Origin of the sequence: Exiguobacterium sp. s35, from assembly GCF_018617535.1 — a bacterium.
In the GTDB taxonomy this organism is placed as follows: domain Bacteria; phylum Bacillota; class Bacilli; order Exiguobacteriales; family Exiguobacteriaceae; genus Exiguobacterium; species Exiguobacterium aestuarii.
In genome coordinates, this window is record NZ_JACSKI010000001.1 from 1712855 (window position 1) to 1733362 (window position 20508).

At 47.1% G+C, this 20508-nt stretch carries 21 protein-coding genes; 8 read left to right on the forward strand and 13 right to left on the reverse strand.

The features are described 5' to 3' along the window. Nucleotides 1-86: 86 nt before the first annotated feature. From gnd to gntK, 3 genes are all read left to right on the forward strand, one after another. Nucleotides 87-968 carry a phosphogluconate dehydrogenase (NAD(+)-dependent, decarboxylating) gene (gnd, locus tag KNO75_RS08670; RefSeq protein ID WP_214816594.1) on the forward strand — a complete coding sequence of 294 codons (882 nt, stop codon included), beginning with the start codon at nucleotides 87-89 and terminating at the stop codon, nucleotides 966-968. Nucleotides 969-1057: 89 nt separating this feature from the next. Beyond that, entirely contained in the window at nucleotides 1058-2401 is a 1344-nt protein-coding gene (locus KNO75_RS08675) for a GntT/GntP/DsdX family permease (protein WP_214786398.1), read from the forward strand. Nucleotides 2402-2417: 16 nt separating this feature from the next. After that, a complete protein-coding gene (gene gntK, locus KNO75_RS08680) occupies nucleotides 2418-3917 on the forward strand; it encodes a gluconokinase (RefSeq protein WP_214821151.1) in 1500 nt (499 codons plus the stop codon). Between the two features lie 136 nt (nucleotides 3918-4053). On the opposite strand, the gene KNO75_RS08685 is transcribed toward gntK, so the two are convergent. Beyond that, nucleotides 4054-5601, reverse strand: coding sequence for a hypothetical protein (locus KNO75_RS08685; RefSeq protein ID WP_214821153.1), 1548 nt, complete (start codon nucleotides 5599-5601; stop codon nucleotides 4054-4056). Between the two features lie 323 nt (nucleotides 5602-5924). Between KNO75_RS08685 and KNO75_RS08690 the strand changes: the two genes are divergently transcribed. Beyond that, nucleotides 5925-6398, forward strand: coding sequence for a GNAT family N-acetyltransferase (locus KNO75_RS08690; RefSeq protein WP_251126077.1), 474 nt, complete (start codon nucleotides 5925-5927; stop codon nucleotides 6396-6398). Nucleotides 6399-6452: 54 nt separating this feature from the next. Then, nucleotides 6453-7187, forward strand: a complete 735-nt coding sequence (locus tag KNO75_RS08695; protein WP_214821155.1) for a polysaccharide deacetylase family protein — start codon at nucleotides 6453-6455, stop codon at nucleotides 7185-7187. A gap of 69 nt (nucleotides 7188-7256) precedes the next feature. On the opposite strand, the gene KNO75_RS08700 is transcribed toward KNO75_RS08695, so the two are convergent. Next, entirely contained in the window at nucleotides 7257-8327 is a 1071-nt protein-coding gene (locus KNO75_RS08700; protein WP_214821171.1) for a GGDEF domain-containing protein, read from the reverse strand. Nucleotides 8328-8515: 188 nt separating this feature from the next. Continuing rightward, nucleotides 8516-9031, reverse strand: a complete 516-nt coding sequence (locus KNO75_RS08705; protein WP_214821174.1) for a dihydrofolate reductase family protein — start codon at nucleotides 9029-9031, stop codon at nucleotides 8516-8518. Between the two features lie 75 nt (nucleotides 9032-9106). Between KNO75_RS08705 and KNO75_RS08710 the strand changes: the two genes are divergently transcribed. Beyond that, entirely contained in the window at nucleotides 9107-9997 is an 891-nt protein-coding gene (locus KNO75_RS08710; RefSeq protein WP_214821176.1) for a helix-turn-helix transcriptional regulator, read from the forward strand. 39 nt (nucleotides 9998-10036) lie between these two features. On the opposite strand, the gene KNO75_RS08715 is transcribed toward KNO75_RS08710, so the two are convergent. Beyond that, a complete protein-coding gene (locus tag KNO75_RS08715) occupies nucleotides 10037-11590 on the reverse strand; it encodes a PTS transporter subunit EIIC (protein WP_214821178.1) in 1554 nt (517 codons plus the stop codon). A 71-nt stretch (nucleotides 11591-11661) separates the two neighbouring features. Then, on the reverse strand, nucleotides 11662-13014 hold the full coding sequence (locus tag KNO75_RS08720) for a 6-phospho-alpha-glucosidase (protein WP_214816571.1): 1353 nt from the start codon (nucleotides 13012-13014) through the stop codon (nucleotides 11662-11664). Between the two features lie 143 nt (nucleotides 13015-13157). Between KNO75_RS08720 and KNO75_RS08725 the strand changes: the two genes are divergently transcribed. Then, nucleotides 13158-13895, forward strand: coding sequence for a GntR family transcriptional regulator (locus KNO75_RS08725; RefSeq protein ID WP_214816569.1), 738 nt, complete (start codon nucleotides 13158-13160; stop codon nucleotides 13893-13895). A gap of 10 nt (nucleotides 13896-13905) precedes the next feature. On the opposite strand, the gene KNO75_RS08730 is transcribed toward KNO75_RS08725, so the two are convergent. Then, complete coding sequence (locus tag KNO75_RS08730; protein ID WP_214816567.1) at nucleotides 13906-14322, reverse strand: Lrp/AsnC family transcriptional regulator; 417 nt, start codon at nucleotides 14320-14322, stop codon at nucleotides 13906-13908. Nucleotides 14323-14440: 118 nt separating this feature from the next. Here KNO75_RS08730 and KNO75_RS08735 point away from each other — a divergent pair, with 118 nt between their 5' ends. Further along, nucleotides 14441-15202, forward strand: a complete 762-nt coding sequence (locus tag KNO75_RS08735) for an MBL fold metallo-hydrolase (RefSeq protein ID WP_214821180.1) — start codon at nucleotides 14441-14443, stop codon at nucleotides 15200-15202. A gap of 110 nt (nucleotides 15203-15312) precedes the next feature. Here KNO75_RS08735 and KNO75_RS08740 read toward each other — a convergent pair whose 3' ends face one another. The 7 genes from KNO75_RS08740 to KNO75_RS08770 all read right to left on the reverse strand — a co-directional run bounded on the left by KNO75_RS08740 (nucleotide 15313) and on the right by KNO75_RS08770 (nucleotide 20419). Further along, nucleotides 15313-15579 carry a Txe/YoeB family addiction module toxin gene (locus KNO75_RS08740; protein ID WP_214816563.1) on the reverse strand — a complete coding sequence of 89 codons (267 nt, stop codon included), beginning with the start codon at nucleotides 15577-15579 and terminating at the stop codon, nucleotides 15313-15315. Further along, nucleotides 15572-15826 carry a type II toxin-antitoxin system Phd/YefM family antitoxin gene (locus KNO75_RS08745; RefSeq protein WP_214816560.1) on the reverse strand — a complete coding sequence of 85 codons (255 nt, stop codon included), beginning with the start codon at nucleotides 15824-15826 and terminating at the stop codon, nucleotides 15572-15574. Before KNO75_RS08745 ends, KNO75_RS08740 begins: the two co-directional genes overlap by 8 nt. 93 nt (nucleotides 15827-15919) lie before the next feature. Next, complete coding sequence (locus tag KNO75_RS08750; protein WP_074035820.1) at nucleotides 15920-16318, reverse strand: cytidine deaminase; 399 nt, start codon at nucleotides 16316-16318, stop codon at nucleotides 15920-15922. 170 nt (nucleotides 16319-16488) lie between these two features. Then, complete coding sequence (locus KNO75_RS08755) at nucleotides 16489-17325, reverse strand: ABC transporter ATP-binding protein (protein WP_214687506.1); 837 nt, start codon at nucleotides 17323-17325, stop codon at nucleotides 16489-16491. Then, a complete protein-coding gene (locus KNO75_RS08760; RefSeq protein WP_214821182.1) occupies nucleotides 17326-18357 on the reverse strand; it encodes a FecCD family ABC transporter permease in 1032 nt (343 codons plus the stop codon). After that, nucleotides 18354-19355: a FecCD family ABC transporter permease gene (locus KNO75_RS08765; protein WP_483298007.1), complete on the reverse strand. Its 1002-nt coding sequence runs from the start codon at nucleotides 19353-19355 to the stop codon at nucleotides 18354-18356. The genes KNO75_RS08760 and KNO75_RS08765 overlap by 4 nt, the downstream gene beginning before the upstream one ends. A gap of 20 nt (nucleotides 19356-19375) precedes the next feature. Next, nucleotides 19376-20419 (reverse strand): iron-siderophore ABC transporter substrate-binding protein, encoded by a 1044-nt coding sequence (locus KNO75_RS08770; protein ID WP_353047557.1) that lies wholly within the window; start codon nucleotides 20417-20419, stop codon nucleotides 19376-19378. Nucleotides 20420-20508: the final 89 nt, after the last annotated feature.

A 20508-nucleotide genomic window follows, 5' to 3' on the forward strand; every position in this document is an offset into this window, starting at 1 on the left:
AATTCCGCGATTCCACTTGTAAATCGAATTTATTTTGATAAGATGAATACAGAGACGGAAAAAAATTCTTTTTCAGGGGTGACAATATGGAAATTGGTTTGATTGGATTAGGAAAGATGGGCTACAACTTGGCGCTCAACTTGAGTGACCACGGACACACAGTCGTCGGAACGGATGTCGGGCACGTCACATCGGACGCATTCACAATCGTGCCGACACTCGAAGATGTCGTGAACAAGTTATCGACGCCACGCGTCATCTGGGCGATGGTCCCTGCCGGTGACGTCACGGAAACGGTGCTCGCCGAATTGTATGAGCGACTCGAACCAGGTGACATCGTCATCGATGGCGGCAACTCGAACTACAAACTGTCGGTCGCACGCGCCGAGCAGTTCGCTGAGAAAGACATCAAGTTCTTCGACTGCGGCACGAGCGGCGGGACGGACGGGGCACGGAACGGTGCTTGTACGATGGTCGGGGGTGACGCAGACGCGTGGCCGACCATCGAGCCGATCTTCAAAGACTTGTCTGTCGAGAACGGTTACCTATATACGGGACCTGCCGGAAGCGGTCACTTCTTGAAGATGATTCATAACGGGATCGAGTACGGGATGATGCAGGCGATCGCGGAAGGGTTCGACATTTTAGAGAAGAGCCCATTCGATTACGACTACGAACAAGTTGCACGCGTCTGGAACCACGGTTCGGTCGTCCGCTCTTGGCTCATGGAGCTCACGGAGAACGCCTTCAAGAAAGATGCGAAGCTCGATGAGATTCGTGGGGTCATGCACTCGTCAGGTGAAGGCAAATGGACGATCGAGACGGCGCTCGACCTTCAGGCAGCCGCACCGGTCATCGCCTTGTCGCTCATGATGCGCTACCGCTCACTCGAAGACGATACGTTCTCCGGTAAAGTCGTCGCCGCGCTCCGCAACGAGTTCGGTGGTCACGCGGTCGTCAAAAAGTAAGAAATGCGGAAAAGGTCACGGGGAAATGGCCTTTTCCTTTGTCAGAAACTGTAAACGGTTACATATTCGAAATTTAGGGGGAAAACTCAATGTCTGGCTCAACACTTATTTTGATCGCCTTAGCCGGGATCTTCTTGCTCTTATTTTTAGTCATTCGCACAAAGCTTCACGCATTCGTTTCGTTGTTACTTGTCAGTTTAATCGTCGGGGTCGCAGCCGGCATGCCGCTTGGGGACGTCATCGCCTCCATCCAGAACGGGATGGGCGGGACGCTCGGCTTCGTCGCCGTCGTCGTCGGTCTCGGCGCGATGTTCGGGAAGATGCTTGAAGTGTCAGGTGGCGCGGAACGCCTCGCCCAGACGCTCGTCAGTAAGTTCGGGGAAGACAAGGCACAATGGGCGCTCGGCATCACCGGGTTCATCGTCGCCGTCCCAGTCTTCTTCGATGTCGGGTTCATCATTCTCGTCCCAATCGTCTACGGTCTCGCCAAAAAGACGGGACGTTCGCTTCTCTACTATGGAATTCCGCTCCTCGCAGGTCTCGCGGTCACGCACAGTTTCATCCCGCCGACGCCTGGTCCGATCGCCGTTGCGAACTTGATCGGTGCCGACCTTGGTTGGGTCATCTTGTTCGGTGTCCTCGCCGGGATTCCGTCGATGATTTTAGCCGGTCCTATTTTTGGGAAGTATATTGCTAAGAAGATCCATGTGACGATTCCGGACTACATGGAATTCAAAGAAATCGATACATCGAAAGAATTGCCGAGCTTCAAAATGATCTTATCGCTCATCTTAATCCCGCTCGTGTTGATCTTAGCGAACACGCTCTCGGCGGTTCTCTTAGATGAAGGCAACGCCGTCCGTGACTTCTTGACGTTCCTCGGACATCCGTTCGTCGCCTTGACGATTGCGACGCTTCTCACGTTCGTCTTCCTCGGCACACGTCGTGGATATTCACGTGACGAAGTCCAAGAGATCGCAACGAAAGCTCTCGAGCCAGCCGGAATCATTATCCTCGTCACAGGGGCCGGTGGTGTGTTCAAACAAGTGCTCATCGACTCAGGTGTCGGTGACGTCCTCGGTGAAATGATGGCCGGTTCCCCACTTCCGGCGATCGTCCTCGCCTTCTTGATTGCGACGGTCGTCCGTGTCGCCCAAGGGTCGGCAACGGTCTCGATGGTCACTGCAGCTGGACTCATCACACCACTACTTGAAATTCAAAATATCACGGGCGCGGCGCTCGGTTTGATTGTCATCGCCATCGCCTCAGGGGCGACAGTCCTCTCGCACGTCAACGATTCGGGCTTCTGGCTCGTCAACCGTTACTTCGGTCTCGACGTGAAAGATACGCTCAAGTCATGGACGATCATGGAAACGATTATCGGGCTCACCGGCTTCGCCGTCGTGTTCTTGATTAGCCTATTCATTATCTAAGTTAGGAAGTGATTGTGTGTTTACGATTGGGGTCGATATCGGGACGACGAGTACGAAAGCCGTCCTGTTCAACGGTCATCAACAACTGGCGGTACATAACGTGTTGTATCCGCTTCTCACGCCCGATACAGAGACGGCCGAACAAGACCCGGTCGTCATCTATGGGGCCGTGCTTGAAGCTGTTTCGGCGGTCCGTGCCAAAGCGGACGGTCCGATTCGCTTCGCATCATTCAGTTCAGCGATGCACAGCTTGATCGCACTCGATGCGTCAGGACGTCCGCTCACGAACAGCATCACGTGGGCCGACAGTCGGGCGAACCCGTATACGCAAGAAATTAAACGCGACTTTGACGCGAGCGCACTCCATATGCGCACCGGCACCCCGGTCCATCCGATGGCGCCGCTGTCGAAGCTGCGCTGGTTGAAAACAGAACATCCTGCCGTCTTTGAACAGACAGCCAAGTTCGTCTCCATCAAAGAATATGTCTTCTATCGGTTGACGGGACGCTTCGTCGTCGATCATTCCATCGCCTCGGCGACGGGACTGTTCAATTTGAAACAACGGGATTGGGACGCGGAAGCACTAGACGTTGCCGGTGTGACGCCAGAGCGTTTGTCGGAACTCGTTCCGACGACGGAAATCTTGCAGGTGACGCCTGACGTGACCGAGACACTAGGCTGGGACTTCCCGCTCGTCATCGGGGCAAGCGACGGCGTGCTGTCGAACCTCGGGGTCGGTGCCTTCGAACAAGGGGTCGTCGCCGTGACGATTGGAACAAGTGGCGCCATCCGGACGGTCGTCTCAGAACCGGTCGAAGATCCGAAAGGTCGCATCTTCTGTTATGCGCTGACGGATAAGCATTGGGTGATCGGTGGACCGGTCAATAACGGCGGCATCATTCTCCGCTGGCTCCGCGACGAGTTCGCAGCAAGTGAGGTCGAAACGGCGAAACGCCTCGGCATCGACGCGTACGATGTGTTGACGCGAATCGCCGAGACGGTCAAACCGGGTGCGGACGGTCTGTTGTTCCATCCGTATTTGATGGGTGAGCGCGCTCCGCTCTGGGATTCGAACGCCCGCGGTTCGTTCTTCGGTCTCAGCATCCACCATAAACGGGAGCACTTCATCCGTGCCGTGTTGGAAGGTGTCATCTTTAACCTCTATACGGTCATGCTCGCGCTCGACGAGTTGACGGGTGCACCGAACCGCATCCATGCGACAGGTGGATTCGCCCAGTCGAGTCTCTGGCGCCAGATGATGGCAGATATTTTCGACACACCGGTCGTCGTGCCGGAAAGTCACGAGAGTTCATGCCTCGGGGCCGTCATGCTCGGAGAGTACGCATTTGGGGATATCGAGGAGTTCCAAGAAGTGCCGCAAGTGACCCACGAGCATACGCCAAATATGGAGGCGACGAACGTCTATCGGGAGCTCTTGCCGATCTACATTCGACTGTCGCGTCACCTGTCGGAAGAGTATGAAGCCATTTCTGCGTTTCAGCGGAAGCATGTGTGACAGATTGTAACTTAGCAAAAGGAGAAAAGAATTTATTAATAGAAAAGACAGAGTATGCAATTTGGAAGTTCTCACAAATGTACACTCTGTCTTTTCTATTGATATATCTTTAGGTTAGTTTGAAGAAATATAAATTTTATAATTTAATAATCGGAGATCCATTTTCAAAAATACTCAAATCTCCATCTTCAGAAACTTTTATGCTTAAACCATACATTGATGATTTAACAGCCGCCAACGTACGAGCTCCAGCCTCTGCTACATGCGGTGTGGGAATAGAATTATTAATGAATTCGCCAAATGCTAAAATATCAAACTTTCTATCAAATAATACTGCGCCATCTAACGAACTAATTAGCTCAAATAAATAAGTATCACAGCTCATAATATTTAACTGATGACCTTTATTTGTTTTAATTATTTTCCTATACTCATCTGTCTTAATTTCCGACCTTTCTAATAAAGCTTTGTAAATAGTAGTTTTTCTTTTGTCGCTAGACCCCATTATAAACAAAAGCGCTCCTATTTTTTTAAATGATAAGTGCTTTATTTGGAGAAAGAATTTATGAAATCTTGGTGTGACATCATTAATTAAATTATCATACTTCTGAAAACCATTCTTGGAATTGCTCGCTTGCCTTATAATATATTCTAATATTATATTTGAAACTAAATCATAGTTTTGTACTTTCCACTTTCCGTTCGATAGCACACATACAAGACTGTCATTTATAAACCATTCTACGCGGTTCGCTTTTAACTGAATGAATTGAATATGTTTATTATTATCTTTTTCACTTTGAAAATTTTCTATTTCCAAGTTTTCTTTTAGTAAATTTTCTTTTAAAAAGTATAGCTCTTCTCTCATTTTTTCTCTGATAAAAAATAATTCTATGTACTTTTGTACTTTATCATCGAAAGCTTCACCTTTAGATAGTTCATTCATTTGGTTAGTTATAGATAATATATCTTGTTCTAATTTATTTTGGTTGATAAAAGAAGCACCAGAATTATTAATCATGGTATTCTTTCCGTTATGATAGTAAGAACCCATACTATCTTTTAAAATTCTTTGTTCATTTTCGCTGTGCCTGTTCGCCATTTTTTGGTAAATACTTGGTCCTCTTTGGACTTTTTTTGCTAGTCCTACTATTTCATATTTTTCATTAACGACATAGCTTAAAGACAAAGAGTCAATTAATTTCAAGGGTTCCTTATCCTTAACTACTTTTTCAATATCAATTTTTTCATTAAATTTTATATAGTCAAAACCAATTTTTTTAATTTCATCTTCAATATTCAAACTATTCTTATTAAAAACAATGAATGACATTTGACACGGTTCTTGTTCATAAGTTCTATTACTTAATGCTTGTAAACTTTCTGTGAAATTATCTAAAACTTCTAAATCCGCCTCATTATTAATTATTTTATAAATGTAGTTAATCACAAGATTTTTTCTTAAAAACGGATCTTTTCCAATTTTATTATTCCCAATAACTTTAGTAGCTAATATTAAATTTAATGGTGAGAGGATATCACGAATACTTGGAGGATCTATTTTAGCTATGACATTCGGAAGATTCGCAATGGCAATTTCACTATTTGATGTAAAATTTAAACTCAGACCAAGTACTTCTTCAAATGCTGATATATAATATTTAACCATAGTGTCAGAATACATTAATATTCTCCTTTGTTATAAAAATACAATATTTATATTTCTATTAACATTATAACATTTATGCATGTTGTTAATGAGACTATTAAAAAATATTCGCTTTCTTTTCTATATAAGAATGAGGGATATTATTATCAAATTAGTAATCGTCATCATTTTTGTTATAATTCATCCTCGAATTTATTTGCTAGTTATTCGTCAACATCTTTCAGTATCATAAAATATCATTACTCATGAATTTATAATAATTACTAAATTCTATAGTTAAAAGGCTTAAAAAATAGACCGAATTATAGTAAACATAAAAAATATAGGGGAAATTCATTTTGAAATTCAAAACACCTCGTTGCCTCATCCGCCCTTTTGAACGACAAGACATCGAGTCGTTCATGACTTATCGGAACGACTTGGACTGGATGAAGCATCAGTCGTTCAAAGGACTCAGCTACATCGAATACGAAAACGCCCTACTCGGTGAACCATCGCTACATCAAGGCGCGCAACTCGCCATCATCGACCAAACGACAGGTGAACTGATTGGGGACCTGTATATTCAGCAGGAAGAGACGACGTATTGGATTGGCTATACGATCGCGCCTACGCGCGCCCGTCAAGGCTATGCGTTCGAGGTGATGTCGGACTTGATTCGCCATTTGGCCGACCGAGGAGCAGAAGCATTCAAGGCCGGTGTCCTTGAGACGAACGAGGCTTCCATCGCGCTATTGAAGAAATTGAATTTCACCTATTTCACGACAGAACTCGACGAACAAATTTATCGTCTCGATGTCTCGGATATGTGATAAGGTATGTGTCATATGTCACTTGTTTTTTGACTCGAGGGAGCTATTGTTGGAATGAAGAAACGCGTTCTATTACTCATGTCTATTTTTTTGTTGATTGGTACTTTGTCACAGGCGGCAATCTCGGAACCGAAAGCGTATAACGACCCGAGCCTCATCTATTTAACACTTGATGATGGACCAAACTGGAAGACGGGAAAACTGCTTGATGTCTTGAAGAAACATCAAGTGAAGGTCACCTTTTTCATTCTCGGAAAGAATATCAAAGGGAATGAGCATCTTGTTCGACGCATCGTCGCCGAAGGTCATCTCATCGCCTTACACGGGATGACACACGAACGCGAGGAGTTTTATGCGTCACCGATGACGGCCGTCCGTCAAATGAAGGACGTACAACGTCTCATTTATGACGTGACTGGCATTCATACGAATATGGCTCGGACGATTTACGGCAGTGATGCAGGTATGACGCCTGCGCATTGGCAAGCGATGGATGAAGCCGGTTTTGCGATTTGGGACTGGAATGTCGGTAGTCTCGATCATATCTATAAGAAGGACAACGCCAGCGTGGAGCAACGCGTGTTCAATCGTCTCGAGGCGAATCGTGCGGCAAATATTGCCTCCATTATCTTGGCACACGATCATTCGATGACACCAGAAGCACTCGATACGATTATCCGCTATGCGAAAGAGCGAGATTATGAATTTCGGACGTTAGAAGGCATTCAGACGCCGCACAACTTTTCGGATGGATGGGAGCCCTATACCCATGCCAGTACGACCCCATGACTGTAGGCCACTATATGGTCTGCAGTTTTTTACATAAAAAAAGCGCATCGGGATATCGATACGCCTTGTTTATCCGATCACACTCTCGTTAATGTACGTTCGATTTCTCCCACTGTTCTTCGCTTGGTATAAGCAGTCATCTGCCAAATGAACCATTTCACGAAGGTGCTCGCTCTTTCCGTTCGCAATTCCGATAGAAACGGAGATATGAATCTTTTGTTGATCGAGTAACTCGAACTCATGTTTGGATATGCTACTCCGAATTCGCTCCGCCACTTTGATTACTTCGACTTGAGAAAGCATCGGGATTAAAATGCCAAACTCTTCCCCGCCTATTCGAGCTTTAATATCATGGTCCCTCGTTTCACGATGCAACAATTCTGCGAACTGCTTCAAAATCTCATCCCCGTTCGCGTGACCATATTGGTCGTTGATTTGTTTGAAGTAATCGATATCGATGATGAGCACGTTACACGTCGCATAATGCTCTTTGACCTTTTTCATCTGCATTTCCCACGCTCTACGGTTTGCGAGTCCCGTCAAATGGTCGGTTTCCGCTGATATTTTATACTCTTTCACGCGATGATGGATGAGGTACAGGTCAATGTTCAAAACGGTGATCAATAACCCAATCGGAAAACTAATCATGACGACAAGTAAAGCAGCGGACGCAGCATTCTCACTAAATTCTCCACTCGTGTAAATCGCAAAACCTATAATGAAACATGTCAACATATTCAACACGAGACCAAATTGAAAGAGTCGTTTCTCGAGACTAACGATGTTATATGTCACGAGAATTCCGATCACGATCAGAAATAGGGAGATGCATGACACAATTGACGGAAAATCAATCCCATAGCTAAAACGATAGACTGAGATGATGGTCGCCGTAATAAATAGTGGGGATACGAGTCGATAAAATCCAAGTAGGAGCAGAACGAGAAAACGAAAATCGATTTTTACGACATCGTCAAATACGACACCTTGCGTGATGAGAAAAATCCCGAGACACCCCGATAACACTCCAATCAAGATTTTTTGTGTACGTACGTACTTTGTATCGTAGTTCATGATCTTAGAAATGAAATAGATGCCAGTAAACGATATACATGAATTTGCGATTAAGCTAATGAACATAATTGGATCCTCTCAGCATGCGTGATGTTCGTGCTACCCTCTTCATATATCCAATTTGAGCCAGTTACTAACATTTTAACCAACATGAAGTTTATTCGAAACAATATTTTCCTAATGAAGTAAATTAGATTTCAGCATATTGAACATGACCACAAAAAATCGAGCCCACATGTGGACTCGATCCTCACTTACCGTTCATATGTCACCATCACAAATTGGCCAGATGCGCGCTGACCTGTCAGCCGAAGTTTCGTCTCTTTCGTGCCTTCTGGGAAGAGCGGGACCCCTTCACCGAGGACGACCGGCGCAATCGCAATCTCGTAACGATCAACGAGATCTTGTTCCATCGCCGCTTTGATGACTTCCCCGCCACCGATGAGCCAGATGTCTTGATCGATTTCTTCTTTCAACCGATGAATCAATTTTTCAATCGGTTCGTCCGTAAAGGTGACATGCTCCGCCTCACGGTCCGGGTTCCGCGTCATAATATAGTTCGGCATGTTTGGATATGGGTACTCCTCTGACAATTGAAGGACTTCTTCATATGTTTTTCGTCCCATGATGACAGCACCAATCGTTTTGAAAAATTCGGCATAGCCGTTGTCCCCGTCCCCATCTACTGCGAACAACCAATCGAGTTGGTCGTTCGATCGAGCAATCTTTCCGTCTAAACTCATCGCAATATATAACACTACATGTGGCATCGTGTCTTCCTCCTTGATTCGTGATACATTCAGCTTAACCAATAAACACGACAAAAGATGACGGGAATGATGAAAATGAAAAAACGACATTTACAACTCATTCGACTGCTCAATCATGGACGACGTGTTACCGCCGAAGAACTGGCGCAAGAGACAGGTGCCTCCATTCGGACAATTCAGCGGGATATGCTGTCACTCGAGGAGCTCGGTTATCCGATTTGGAGCGTCCCCGGGACTGGCGGTGGCTATGAGATGTTGCCGAATCGTTTATTGCCCCCGCTCCATCTCCGCGAACAAGAAGCGGTCGCCCTCTATCTCACGCTGAAATGGATGGAACACATACCAAACGTGCCCTTCGGGGATATACGAAGTACACTATCCGACTGGTACGTGAACGAATTGCCTCATGACTTGGAGGCGAAGATTCGTCGATTGGAGCGAAATATTCTGTGGCTCGGAAACAAGCAAATTCCAAAAGCACCGCTCACAAAAGACATCTATCACGCAGTCGAACAACGAAACAAGGTAGAGATGACGTATCGGACGACAAAAGGACAACGCACGTTCACCGTCGCACCGGTCGGCATGGCACTGCTTGATTTGAAGTGGTACGTCTTCGGTCTCTCTGAACTTGGACTCCGTCAATATCGGATTGATCGCATCGAAACGGTCAAACTGCTCGAGGAGACGTTTGAGTCCGAGGATTTGGTGAGCTTATTACAGGCAAGTGATGAACGAAACGGTGTGACCGTTCGACTCGAACTCACCCCACTCGGTCGTCGTTTGCTTGAAGATGTATTACCCGATATCGAGCTGAAAAATGAGTGGGACGTACCCGAGGAAGAGCTTCCATTTTTGTCGAGACAGCTGTTGAAGGCTGGGGCTGAAGTAGAGGTGAAGGCGCCTAGGGTGTTGCGGGGGATGATGAAGGAGCACGCGGAGAATCTTGCTGTATTATACGAATGAAAAACTGAAAAGGCTCAACCATTGAGGTTGAGCCTGAGATCAATTCGCCTCATCCATTTCTTTATGGATTCGAAGTAATTCATTTTTGTATAGATCTGAACGACCTCCGAAAATTGCTTGAATGTTGTTCTTCACTTTTACGACCCCTGCTGCTCCTAGTGCTTTTAGTTCGTCTTCATCGATTTGTGAGACGTCACTCACTTCAACACGTAGTCTTGTGAAACAAGCATCGATATCGCGAATGTTCTCGCGTCCCCCAAGTGCCTTTTCAATCGCAAGTGCTGTCGTTTGAATCGCTGACTGACTTGATTTTTTATCATTGTAGTCTTTCCGTGTAAACAGTTTAGCTTCTTGTCCGCCACGCCCTGGTGTCGCCAAGTTCCACTTCTTGATTGCGAAGGTAAAGATGCTATAGTAAACGACGAAGAATCCAATACCGACGACGATATTCATCCACCAACGTGGCGTTCCCGGTAAGACGTTCACTAATACATAATCGATCAACCCTGAACCTCCAGCCCAACCGATATGTGTATCAAGTGCATACATGAGCGCGAAGGAAATCCCCGTCAACACGCTATGGATGACATAAAGGATAGGTGCTACAAATAAGAATGTAAATTCAATCGGTTCTGTGATCCCGGTTAAAAATGCTGTACCAGCTGCCGCAATCAACAATCCTCGTACAACAGGACGTTTGTCCGGATCAGCCTGACGATACATCGCAAGTGCCGCCCCGAGTAAACCAAACATAATGATTGGGAATTTACCAGACATGAAGCGACCTGCCGTCACTTCAACACCCTCAGCAATTTGTGCGAGGAAAATATACTGATCACCGTTCACGACCGCATCACCCACCGTCGCTGTTCCACCAAGAGACGTCCATAGGAACGGGGCATACCAAATATGGTGTAATCCTGTCGGAATCAATAACCGCTCCAACATCCCATATAACCCAACGTATGCCGGATTGGTCGCATCACTTGCAATGACATTTGCCATTGAAGTCAATGCCGACTGGATTGGTGGCCAGATCAGCATCATGACAAATCCAAGCACGATTGAGAAGAAAACCATCACAATCCCGACAGAACGATCACCCGCAAAGAATCCTAACACTTCTGGCGGATTAAACGTATGGAACTTTTTATATACCCATACCGCAAGCAACCCGACAGCAATCCCTCCGAGTACACCTGTTTCAAGCGAAGGAATACCGAGTAACATACCGTATTCGCCACTCTCAGCTGCCATTTCTGCCGTAATGCCAAGTGAGATGGAGATTGTCGTATTCATAATGACATATCCAACGAGTGCAGCAAGTGCGGCAATCCCTGATCCCCCTGACAAACCAACAGCAACCCCGATGGCAAAAATGATTGGTAAGTTCGCAAAAATGCTTAGACCGATTTGTAACATGCCAGCACTGATTGCTTCCACCGTGTCGTTCTGTAAAAAGGTCCAACTATCTGCTAAAGGACCTGTGAGTGCTGCACCTAATCCCAGCAAAATTCCGGCAGCCGGTAATAAAGCGACAGGCACCATGAGTGCTTTCCCAAACTTTTGAAAAACTCCAAACCATTGACTCATTCGATTCACTCCTCATCTTGTAAGCGTTATCAATATAGACAATGAGAAAGGGGATTATCTCCCCTCTCAAGTTATCGCGTTGCTACTGCTTCGCCCGATTTCAATTCCGGCCAGTACGTTCTGTTTTCCTCAATCAAATCATCTAAGATTCGACGAGCCACCGGTGCATCGACGACTGTACGATTGAGCGTGAGCGCTTGAAGTGCCTTCTCATAACTGTTTTCGAAGTATGCGTCGACGACAAGTTGCTCATAAGCGAGCTGCCCTTCAATCATTCCCTTATAGAAACGTGGGATTTTCCCGACTGCGAATGGTTTCGGTCCACGATTGGTAAGCATCGCTGGCACTTCAACCATCGCATCGTCTGGCAAGTTCGAAATGATACCGTCATTTTTCACCATGACGATGAAAATATCGCCGTTATTATAGGCTAGCGATGCCGCGACGCGAATCATGTAGCAGCCGTGGATATCGACTTCTAGATGGACGTTCTCGAGCGAGTCATCTTGGATGATTTGATCACACATCGAGAAGACACGTTCTTGGCGACCATTGATCACCTGCCGCGCTCGTGTATTCGTGACGTCTTCTTTTTCCGCCATATCAGACGGGTACAAGTAGTATTGAAGATACGTGTTCGGTAAATACTCTGGGAAATCCGTCAGCATCTTCTCTACTTGTTTGAACGTCTTGATCCATGATGGATCATTCGCAATCTCTGAATCTTCTGGAATGAAGCCATCTTCCAAAATGGCACGTTTGATATCTTCCGTTAATTCGTTTCCTTCTTTATCAAAGATACCTGTGAACCAACCAAAGTGGTTGAGTCCAAAATATTCAGGTACGAGATCCCAAATCTCTTTCCCGAGAATCTTCGCATAGCTCACCATGATTGCTGCAGGCATGTCGCAAATATTTAATATTTTTTGATCGTCCGGGTAAGCACGTTTGAGCGCCTCGGCGACAATCGCAGCAGGGTTTGTATAGTTTAAGATCCAGCCATCCGGTGAGCCAGCGCGAATGTCGGAGACGAGTTCAATCATATCTCCAATTGAGCGCATCCCGTACGACATTCCGCCAGGTCCACACGTTTCTTGTCCCACCACGCCATGACGAAGCGGAATCTGTTCATCTTTTTCGCGCATCTCCAAGCCGCCTGTCCGAATCTGAACGAAGAAGAAATCCTTATCTTTGAAGGCATATTCTTTGTCCGTCGTGTATTCGAACGACTCAAGTTCTGGATAATGCTCACGCAAGATGACTTCACTCGCTTTCGCGACACGTTCTTGACGTAATTCATCTGTATCGTAAAACGTGATGGAACGGAGTGGGAAGTGTGCCTTTTCCTCAATCAAACTCATGATCATGCCGATTGTGTACGTACTACCTCCACCGACGACGACGAGACGCTGTGGTTTTTTCATGTGTGCGTTCCCCTTTCAATACATATCTAATTGATTACAATACAAATTTAATACATATTATTTAAAGCGTCAACACCTTTTTGAAAACGTTTTATTTTTGTATACTATGAGTAATGAACGTATGAGATTAGGAGGTTATTTACATGAAAGCCAAATCTCCGCTATACCAGCGGATTGCACAGGAGATGCGCGTGTTTATCGAGTCAGGCGATTGGGCGCCCGGTGAAGCAATTCCAACAGAAGCACAACTCGTCGACGAATTTAAAGCCAGTCGAGTCACCGTTCGACAAGCCGTCAAACTACTTCAAGAAGAAGGTCTGCTTTGGAAACGACAAGGAAGCGGCACATATGTGCAATCCGAAAAGATTGAACATAATATGTACGAATTAAAAAGCTTCACTGAAGACATGAAGCGGGAAGGAAAAGATGTCACGAGTAAAGTTCTTACTTTCACTGTCCAACCTCCGACTGAAAAGATCAGGGAAATACTTGAACTCGATGAAGATGCCCTCGTTTACTACATTCGTCGTCTACGTTTTGCGAACGGAGAACCACTTATTGTAGAAGACACATATCTTCCGCTCCAACTGTTTCCTGATTTGACGTATGAAGTAATGACACGTTCGAAGTACGATTACATTGAAAACGTCAAAAATCTAAAGATTGCCGACAGTGTTCAGGAATTTATCCCGGTCTTACCGACGAAAGAAATCGCTGACATGCTCGAAGTGAGCGATCGAACCCCGATACTCAAAGTCGAACTCTATTCGTTTCTCATGGATGGTAGCCGCTTCGAGTTCACCGAAACCTATTTCAAAAGTGAAGAATATCGCTTTATCATCCGAGCCGGTCGGAGACATGAAACAACAAACACCCAGTGAATCCAACGATTCACTGGGTGTTTTGATGAATGACAAGTGATAGTTTGTAGTTCACGTATTTGCTGAGTCCATCTAAAAATGCATTCAGTTCTTGATTCGTCGGGAAGCGACACTCGAGTAGATAGCACCCATCCCCGCTCACCTTGTAGTTATTTCTCACGAATTGCCGATGCTCTTTAAGAAAGAGCAGGTACGGATCATGAAATGTACTCATCGTGTAAATTGTAATCATCGCATGAATGGGCAGACCGATTCGTTCTTCGTTGATTCGAATCGTATATCTTTCGATGATCCCCAGGTCTTCTAACTTTTTAACGCGTGTGGCTGTCGCTTGCCCCGTCAAGTGAATGAGTTCGCCTAATTCCTTCATCGTCATCCGACTATTTTGTTGCAAGGCTTCAATAATATGTCGATCTGTTGCGTCCATGCGACCACTCCTTTCATCATTCAAGTATTTGTACGAAAAGACTTGAATGATGTAATGTATTCCAAAACAGGTACATTCTACACTACATATATCCTACATAGAAAAAGGAGAATCACCTATGAACATCCAATTGATCCGAAACGCGACATTACGACTCGAATACGCTGGGAAGACGTTTCTCATCGACCCGTTTCTTGCGAAGAAAGGCACATATCCGCCTTTTCCAAACTCGGCACGTCAAGATGAACACAACCCACTTGTTGAATTGCCGATTTCAATTGAAGACCTTCTACACGGAATTGACGCCGTCATCTTGACCCATCTTCATCTCGACCACTATGACGAAGTCGCAAAAGAAGTACTTCCAAATGAGCTTCCGATCTTCGTTCAAAATGAGTCAGACCAGAACACAATTCAACAGGATGGATTCACGGACGTTCGCGTGTTGACGGAATCGACCGAATTCGAAGGTATTCATCTCGTCAAAACGGTCGGGGAACATGGTCGAGGCGACATCTTATCGTTGACTGGTGAAGTGTGTGGTGTCGTCTTGACACATGAAACTGAAAAAACGTTATACGTCGCAGGAGATACAGTCTGGTATGAGGGTGTCGCTGAAACGATTCAAACGCATCACCCCGAAGTGATCGTCGTCAATGCGGGAGACAATCAATTCCTAGAAGGTGGCTCGCTCGTCATGAATGAAGTGGACGTGCATCAAGTAGCAGAAGCTGCCCCGGACGCCAGCATCATCGCCGTCCATATGGAGGCAGTGAACCATTGGAACTTGTCACGGGCTGACTTACGTGCTTATGCAGAAGAGCATGAATTTGCCAATCGACTCTTAGTTCCTGAAGACAGTGAATCAATCAATCTATAACAAAAATCACCTGAAACGCGTATTTCAGGTGATTTTCCATACGCTTGCGTTATTTGATCATTCTCGAAATGTCAAAAAAGACTCTCATCTCCAAGTGATGTGAGTCTAATTCATGAATAGTGATAGCGACACTGTAAGATTTCGACGTGCTGATCTGTTGCTCGATAGACAAGTCGATGTTCCGAGTCGATTCTCCGACTATAGAAACCCTGTAGGTTCCCTTTTAAAGCTTCTGGTTTTCCAACTCCATTTAAATTGCCATTTCTTCTTACGTCTTCAATCAAAGAATTAATACGTTTCAATTTCTTTTTATCTTCTTTTTGCCAGTATAAATAATCTTCCCAGCCATTGTCTGTGAATAATAGAGACCTACTCATTCATCAATTTTCTTTCTTTTGTTTCGTTATTCTCAATTTGTTTAATAGAATCTAATAAACGTTCAGCATTTTTAGGACTACGCAACAAATAAATCGTTTCCATCAAGCTTTCATATTCTTGTTCGGACATAATCACTGCATTTTCACTATTTTTACGCGAGATAACAATTGCCTCACTATTTTCATGCACTTGATCCAATACTTTCTTGAAGTTTTTTCTAGCGTCACTATACGTAATGGTGGACATCATTTTCACTCCTTTTATTTTATTGTACTTTTTATTGTACAACAAAGCAACTAATAAAGAAGCGCTGACTCCAGATAGAATCAGCGCTTTTTATCACATATCCAAATCAGTGAACGCGAGCGGGACAAGCTCCCCGAGCGTCACTTCTTTCACATCGGCGTTGCCGTTCGTGAGGAGTACTTTGAAGTCAGGATCGCCGAACTCGACCATGACTTGGCGGCAAATGCTGCACGGTGGCAAGAAGTCTTCCGTGTCCCCAGACACGGCAACCGCTTCGAAGTCACCTTTTTTATATCCTTGTGCGACCGCTGTGAAGATGGCTGTACGCTCCGCACAGTTTGTCGCTCCGAACGAGACGTTCTCGACGTTGACGCCATCGATGACCGTGCCATCCTTCATGAGAAGTGCCGCACCGACGCGGAACTTCGAATATGGTGAATACGCATTGTCTTTCAATTGGCGTGCGCGCTCGACTAATTGTTGTTGGTTCATCTTAAGTCATTCCTCTCAAAAATCGAATGAACTGATGCCAGTCCCCATGCCTCTCATTTTTGGGCAGGATTTATAGCATACACCCGCCTCAAAGAGAAGTCAACGACTTTTTTAGAACGCTTTCATCAATGCAAAAAAAAGAAGGAACATTCGCTCCTTCTCGATTCTCGTTATACCAACTCGAGCTGCGCGACAGGCGCCTCTTCCGTTTCTGTCTGTACATGGTGGCGACCAATCGGAATGACCGACGGTGAACCCGACACCGGGTCACACATGACCGAACAGCGGAGGTTGAAGACCCGATGGATCAAGTCACATGTGATGACGTCCGATGGCTTCCCTTCGGCGATCAACTTCCCTTTGTCGAGTGCGAAGATGTAGTCGGCATAACGTGCCGACAAGTTGATGTCGTGTAGCACCATGACAATCGTCGTCCCGTACTTCCGGTTCAAGTCCGTCAACAAGTCGAGAATCTCAACCTGATACGTAATATCGAGATACGTCGTCGGCTCGTCTAAAAAGAGGACGTCCGTCTGTTGGGCAAGTGCCATCGCGATCCAGACGCGTTGGCGCTGTCCGCCTGACAACTCGTCGATCGGACGGTCCGCAAACTCCGTAATGTTCATCATCTCCATCGCCTCGGCGACGGCCTCATAGTCGGCTTTCGTCCAACCTTTTAAGAACGATTGATGCGGATAACGGCCGCGACCGACGAGATCGGCGACCGTGATCCCTTCCGGTACGACCGGGGACTGTGGCAACATCCCGAGGACACGCGCCAGCTTTTTCGGTGCCATCTTCGAGATCGGCTTATCGTAAAGCGTCACTTGACCGGCACTCGGTTTGATGAGGCGTGCCATCGTCTTCAGTAACGTCGACTTCCCGCAACCGTTCGCACCGATGATGATGCTAATCTGGTTGCTTGGAATTTCAAGGCTGATATCATTCAAAATCATCTTGTCCTCGTATCCTGAGGTGAGATGTTCCACTTTCATAATGGATGCCATTTAGAAGTCCCCTTTCTGGTTCATCCGAATCAACAAGTATAAGAGATAAGGCGCGCCGATGATCCCGGTGATGACACCGACCGGATAGCGTGCCGTGAAGGCGAATTGTCCGACGAGATCGGCCGCGAGCACTAAGATGATGCCGACAAGCGCTGCCGGCAAAATTCCGGCGTGACTCGTCCCGACGAGACGTTTGGCGATCGGCCCCGCCAAAAAGGCGATAAAGGCGATTGGTCCCGTCGTCGCTGTCGCAAGGGCGAGCATGAACACCGCCGCAACGATGAGAAGCAATCGGGTTTGGTTTGTATTGATCCCTAACCCTGTCGCCGCCATTTCACCGAGCTCGAGCATCTCGAGCTGACGGGTGAGTAACAATACGATCGGTAAACAGATGAGTACCGTGATGATTAAAGGCGGCAAATCCTCTAGCTTCGCCCCATTTAAGCTTCCTGTCAACCACCGCATCGCCATGGCGACATCATTTTGTCGGCTGATGAGCAGTAAGTAATTGATGACCGCTGTGAGCATCGCCTGAATCCCAATCCCGACCAAGACGAGGCGACCGATCGAGAAGGAGGCCCCTTTGGAGAGAAAGTAGATGACGAGCACCGTCACGAGACCTCCGATAATCGATGCAATCGAGATGATGGCCTCACTCGACTGCAGGACGACGATACAGAAGACGGCCGCCGCACTCGACCCGGTCGTGATTCCGATGACGTTCGGGTTAGCGAGCGGGTTGCGGAGCATCGTCTGAAAAATCGTCCCCGCCGCACCGAACGCAGCCCCCGCGAAGACACCGGCGAGCATACGTGGTAATCGAAGCACCTCAACGGCGAACGACGCACCCTTCACGTCTTCCCCGAGCAGGACGCGGATGACGTCCTGGACCGGATAAATCGTATTGCCCAACATGAGCATCAAACCGCTCAACGTGACCGCAATCACGGTCAAGAGCAGTGTCATGCCGACGTAGCGACGGCGACGCTTCATACGTCCTTGTCTGATTTGTTCAATCGCTGGTTGCATCATAGTCCTCTTACTTTCACTTTCATCGTCAATAGAATCAAAATCGGTGCCCCGATGAATGCCGTCACGATCCCGACCTCAAGCTCGCTCGGACTTCCGAGCAAACGTCCGATGACGTCCGAGAAGGTCAAGATGATGGCACCCGCGAGGGCAGACATCGGCATGAGATAACGTTGATCCGGACCGAGCACGAGCCGAATCAAATGAGGGGCGAGTAGCCCGATAAAGCCAATCGGTCCGGCAAGTGCCGTCGCTGCCCCGCATAGAATGACGCCCGCGAACGAAGCCGTCAGCTTCAATGTCCCGGTCCGAACACCGAGGCTCTTCGCCATCTCTTCTCCGAGCGCGAGTGCGTTCAAGGAAGGTGCGGTCACGACCGCAATCACGAGACCGATCAATAAGAACGGTAAAAACGTATAGATGGAATCGACATTCCCCGCGCCGACACTCCCGACTTGCCAGAAGCGGAACTGGTCCATGACGTTCGAGCGTGGAATCATGAGCGCCATGACGAGGGACGATAATGCCGCACTCGTCGCCGCACCCGCCAAGACGAGTTTGAGCGGGGTCGCACCACCCCGTCCGAGTGAGCCGATACCGAATACGAAAATGGCCGTCAACAATGCCCCGACGAGCGCGAACCAGATGAACGCACTTGCCGTCGAGATGTTGAAAAATGCGATTCCGATGACAGCAGCGAGTGCCGCGCCCGTGTTGACCCCGAGAATACTCGGGTCGGCGATTGGGTTACGCGTCACCGACTGCATGAGTGCCCCCGCCACACCGAGCGCTGCGCCACACATGAAACTGAAGATCGTCCGGACGACCCGTTCTCGGACGATGTCCGCTTCATACGACTGAACAGCCGGGCGGAATAAACCGTCCAGCAGTTCATTCCACCCGACTGTCCTTGAGCCGAAGGCAAGAGATGCCACGATACATAGAACCGTCAGTACGAGCGTCCCAACCAAAAGAAGTGGGAAATACTTCGGGGTATGCATCTGTTTCACCTGATGTTGCATCATTTTACTTTCGCGAGCGCATCCGATACGCGTGAGACGTACTCATCGATCGTATATTCAATCGAGAGTGGCGTCGGCGTTCCTGCCGCTGCGAGCGGTGTGTTGTCTTCGATCAAGACGACCGATCCACGTTCGATTGCTGGCACTTTACCGTAGAGCGGGTCTGCCTGGAGCGCCTTCAACGTGTCTTCGTTCCCGTATGTGACGAAGATGTCGACGTCGTTCAGGATGTCGGCGTTTTCCTTACTGAGCTCAAGGTAGAAGCTGTCTGCTTTTTCTGCCTCGTCCAAAATGTTTTGCGGATATTCCACCCCGAGTTCTTCGATGAAGGCACCGCGTGGGTCACCCGTCGTGTAAATATAGAATTTTGAAAGGTCTTCCGCGCTCATCGAGACGAAAGCGGCTTTCTTTCCGGCAATCTCAGGGACGGCTGTCGCTTTGTCTGTGATCAATTTCTCTGTATCTTTGATCAACTGTTCGCCTTCTTCACCAAGTCCCATTGCGAGTGAGTCATAGCGAACCATATCTTGCCATGACGTGACCCAAGGAGTTTCTTGGTATGCCACGACCGGTGCGATTTGGCTGAGCGTGTCGTAGTCTTCTTGCGTGATGCCTGAGTAGGCAGCCAAGATGACGTCCGGGTTAGAATCTGCGATTGCTTCAAAGTCTAATCCGTCTGTGTCTTGGTAGATGTTCGGGTTCTCTTCCTCGAGTGCTTCTAACTTCTCTGCTGTCCATGGGAGCATGCCGCTGTCATCTTGGACACCGTAGTTCGCAGCCGAGAATCCGACCGGTACGACGTCGAGTGCAAGTGCGACATCATGGTTCCCCCATGAGATCGTTGCGACGCGTTCTGGCTTCTCTTCGATGACCGTCTCTCCGAATGCGTGCTCGATTGTGATCGGGTAACCTTCTGCCGCTTCTTCTGTCCCTTCACTTGTGGAAGCGTTCTCAGCTTCTTCCGAACCACAACCGGCTAAGATGAGTGCAAATGCCGATGCAAAGATGAACATATGTAACCATTTCTTGAATGTGTTGTTCACGTGATTTTCTCCTTTTCGAACTTCTCTGTATTTTGCCGATACTGATAATCATTATCAGTTATGAGTATAGACCTGCTCCTAAGTCATGT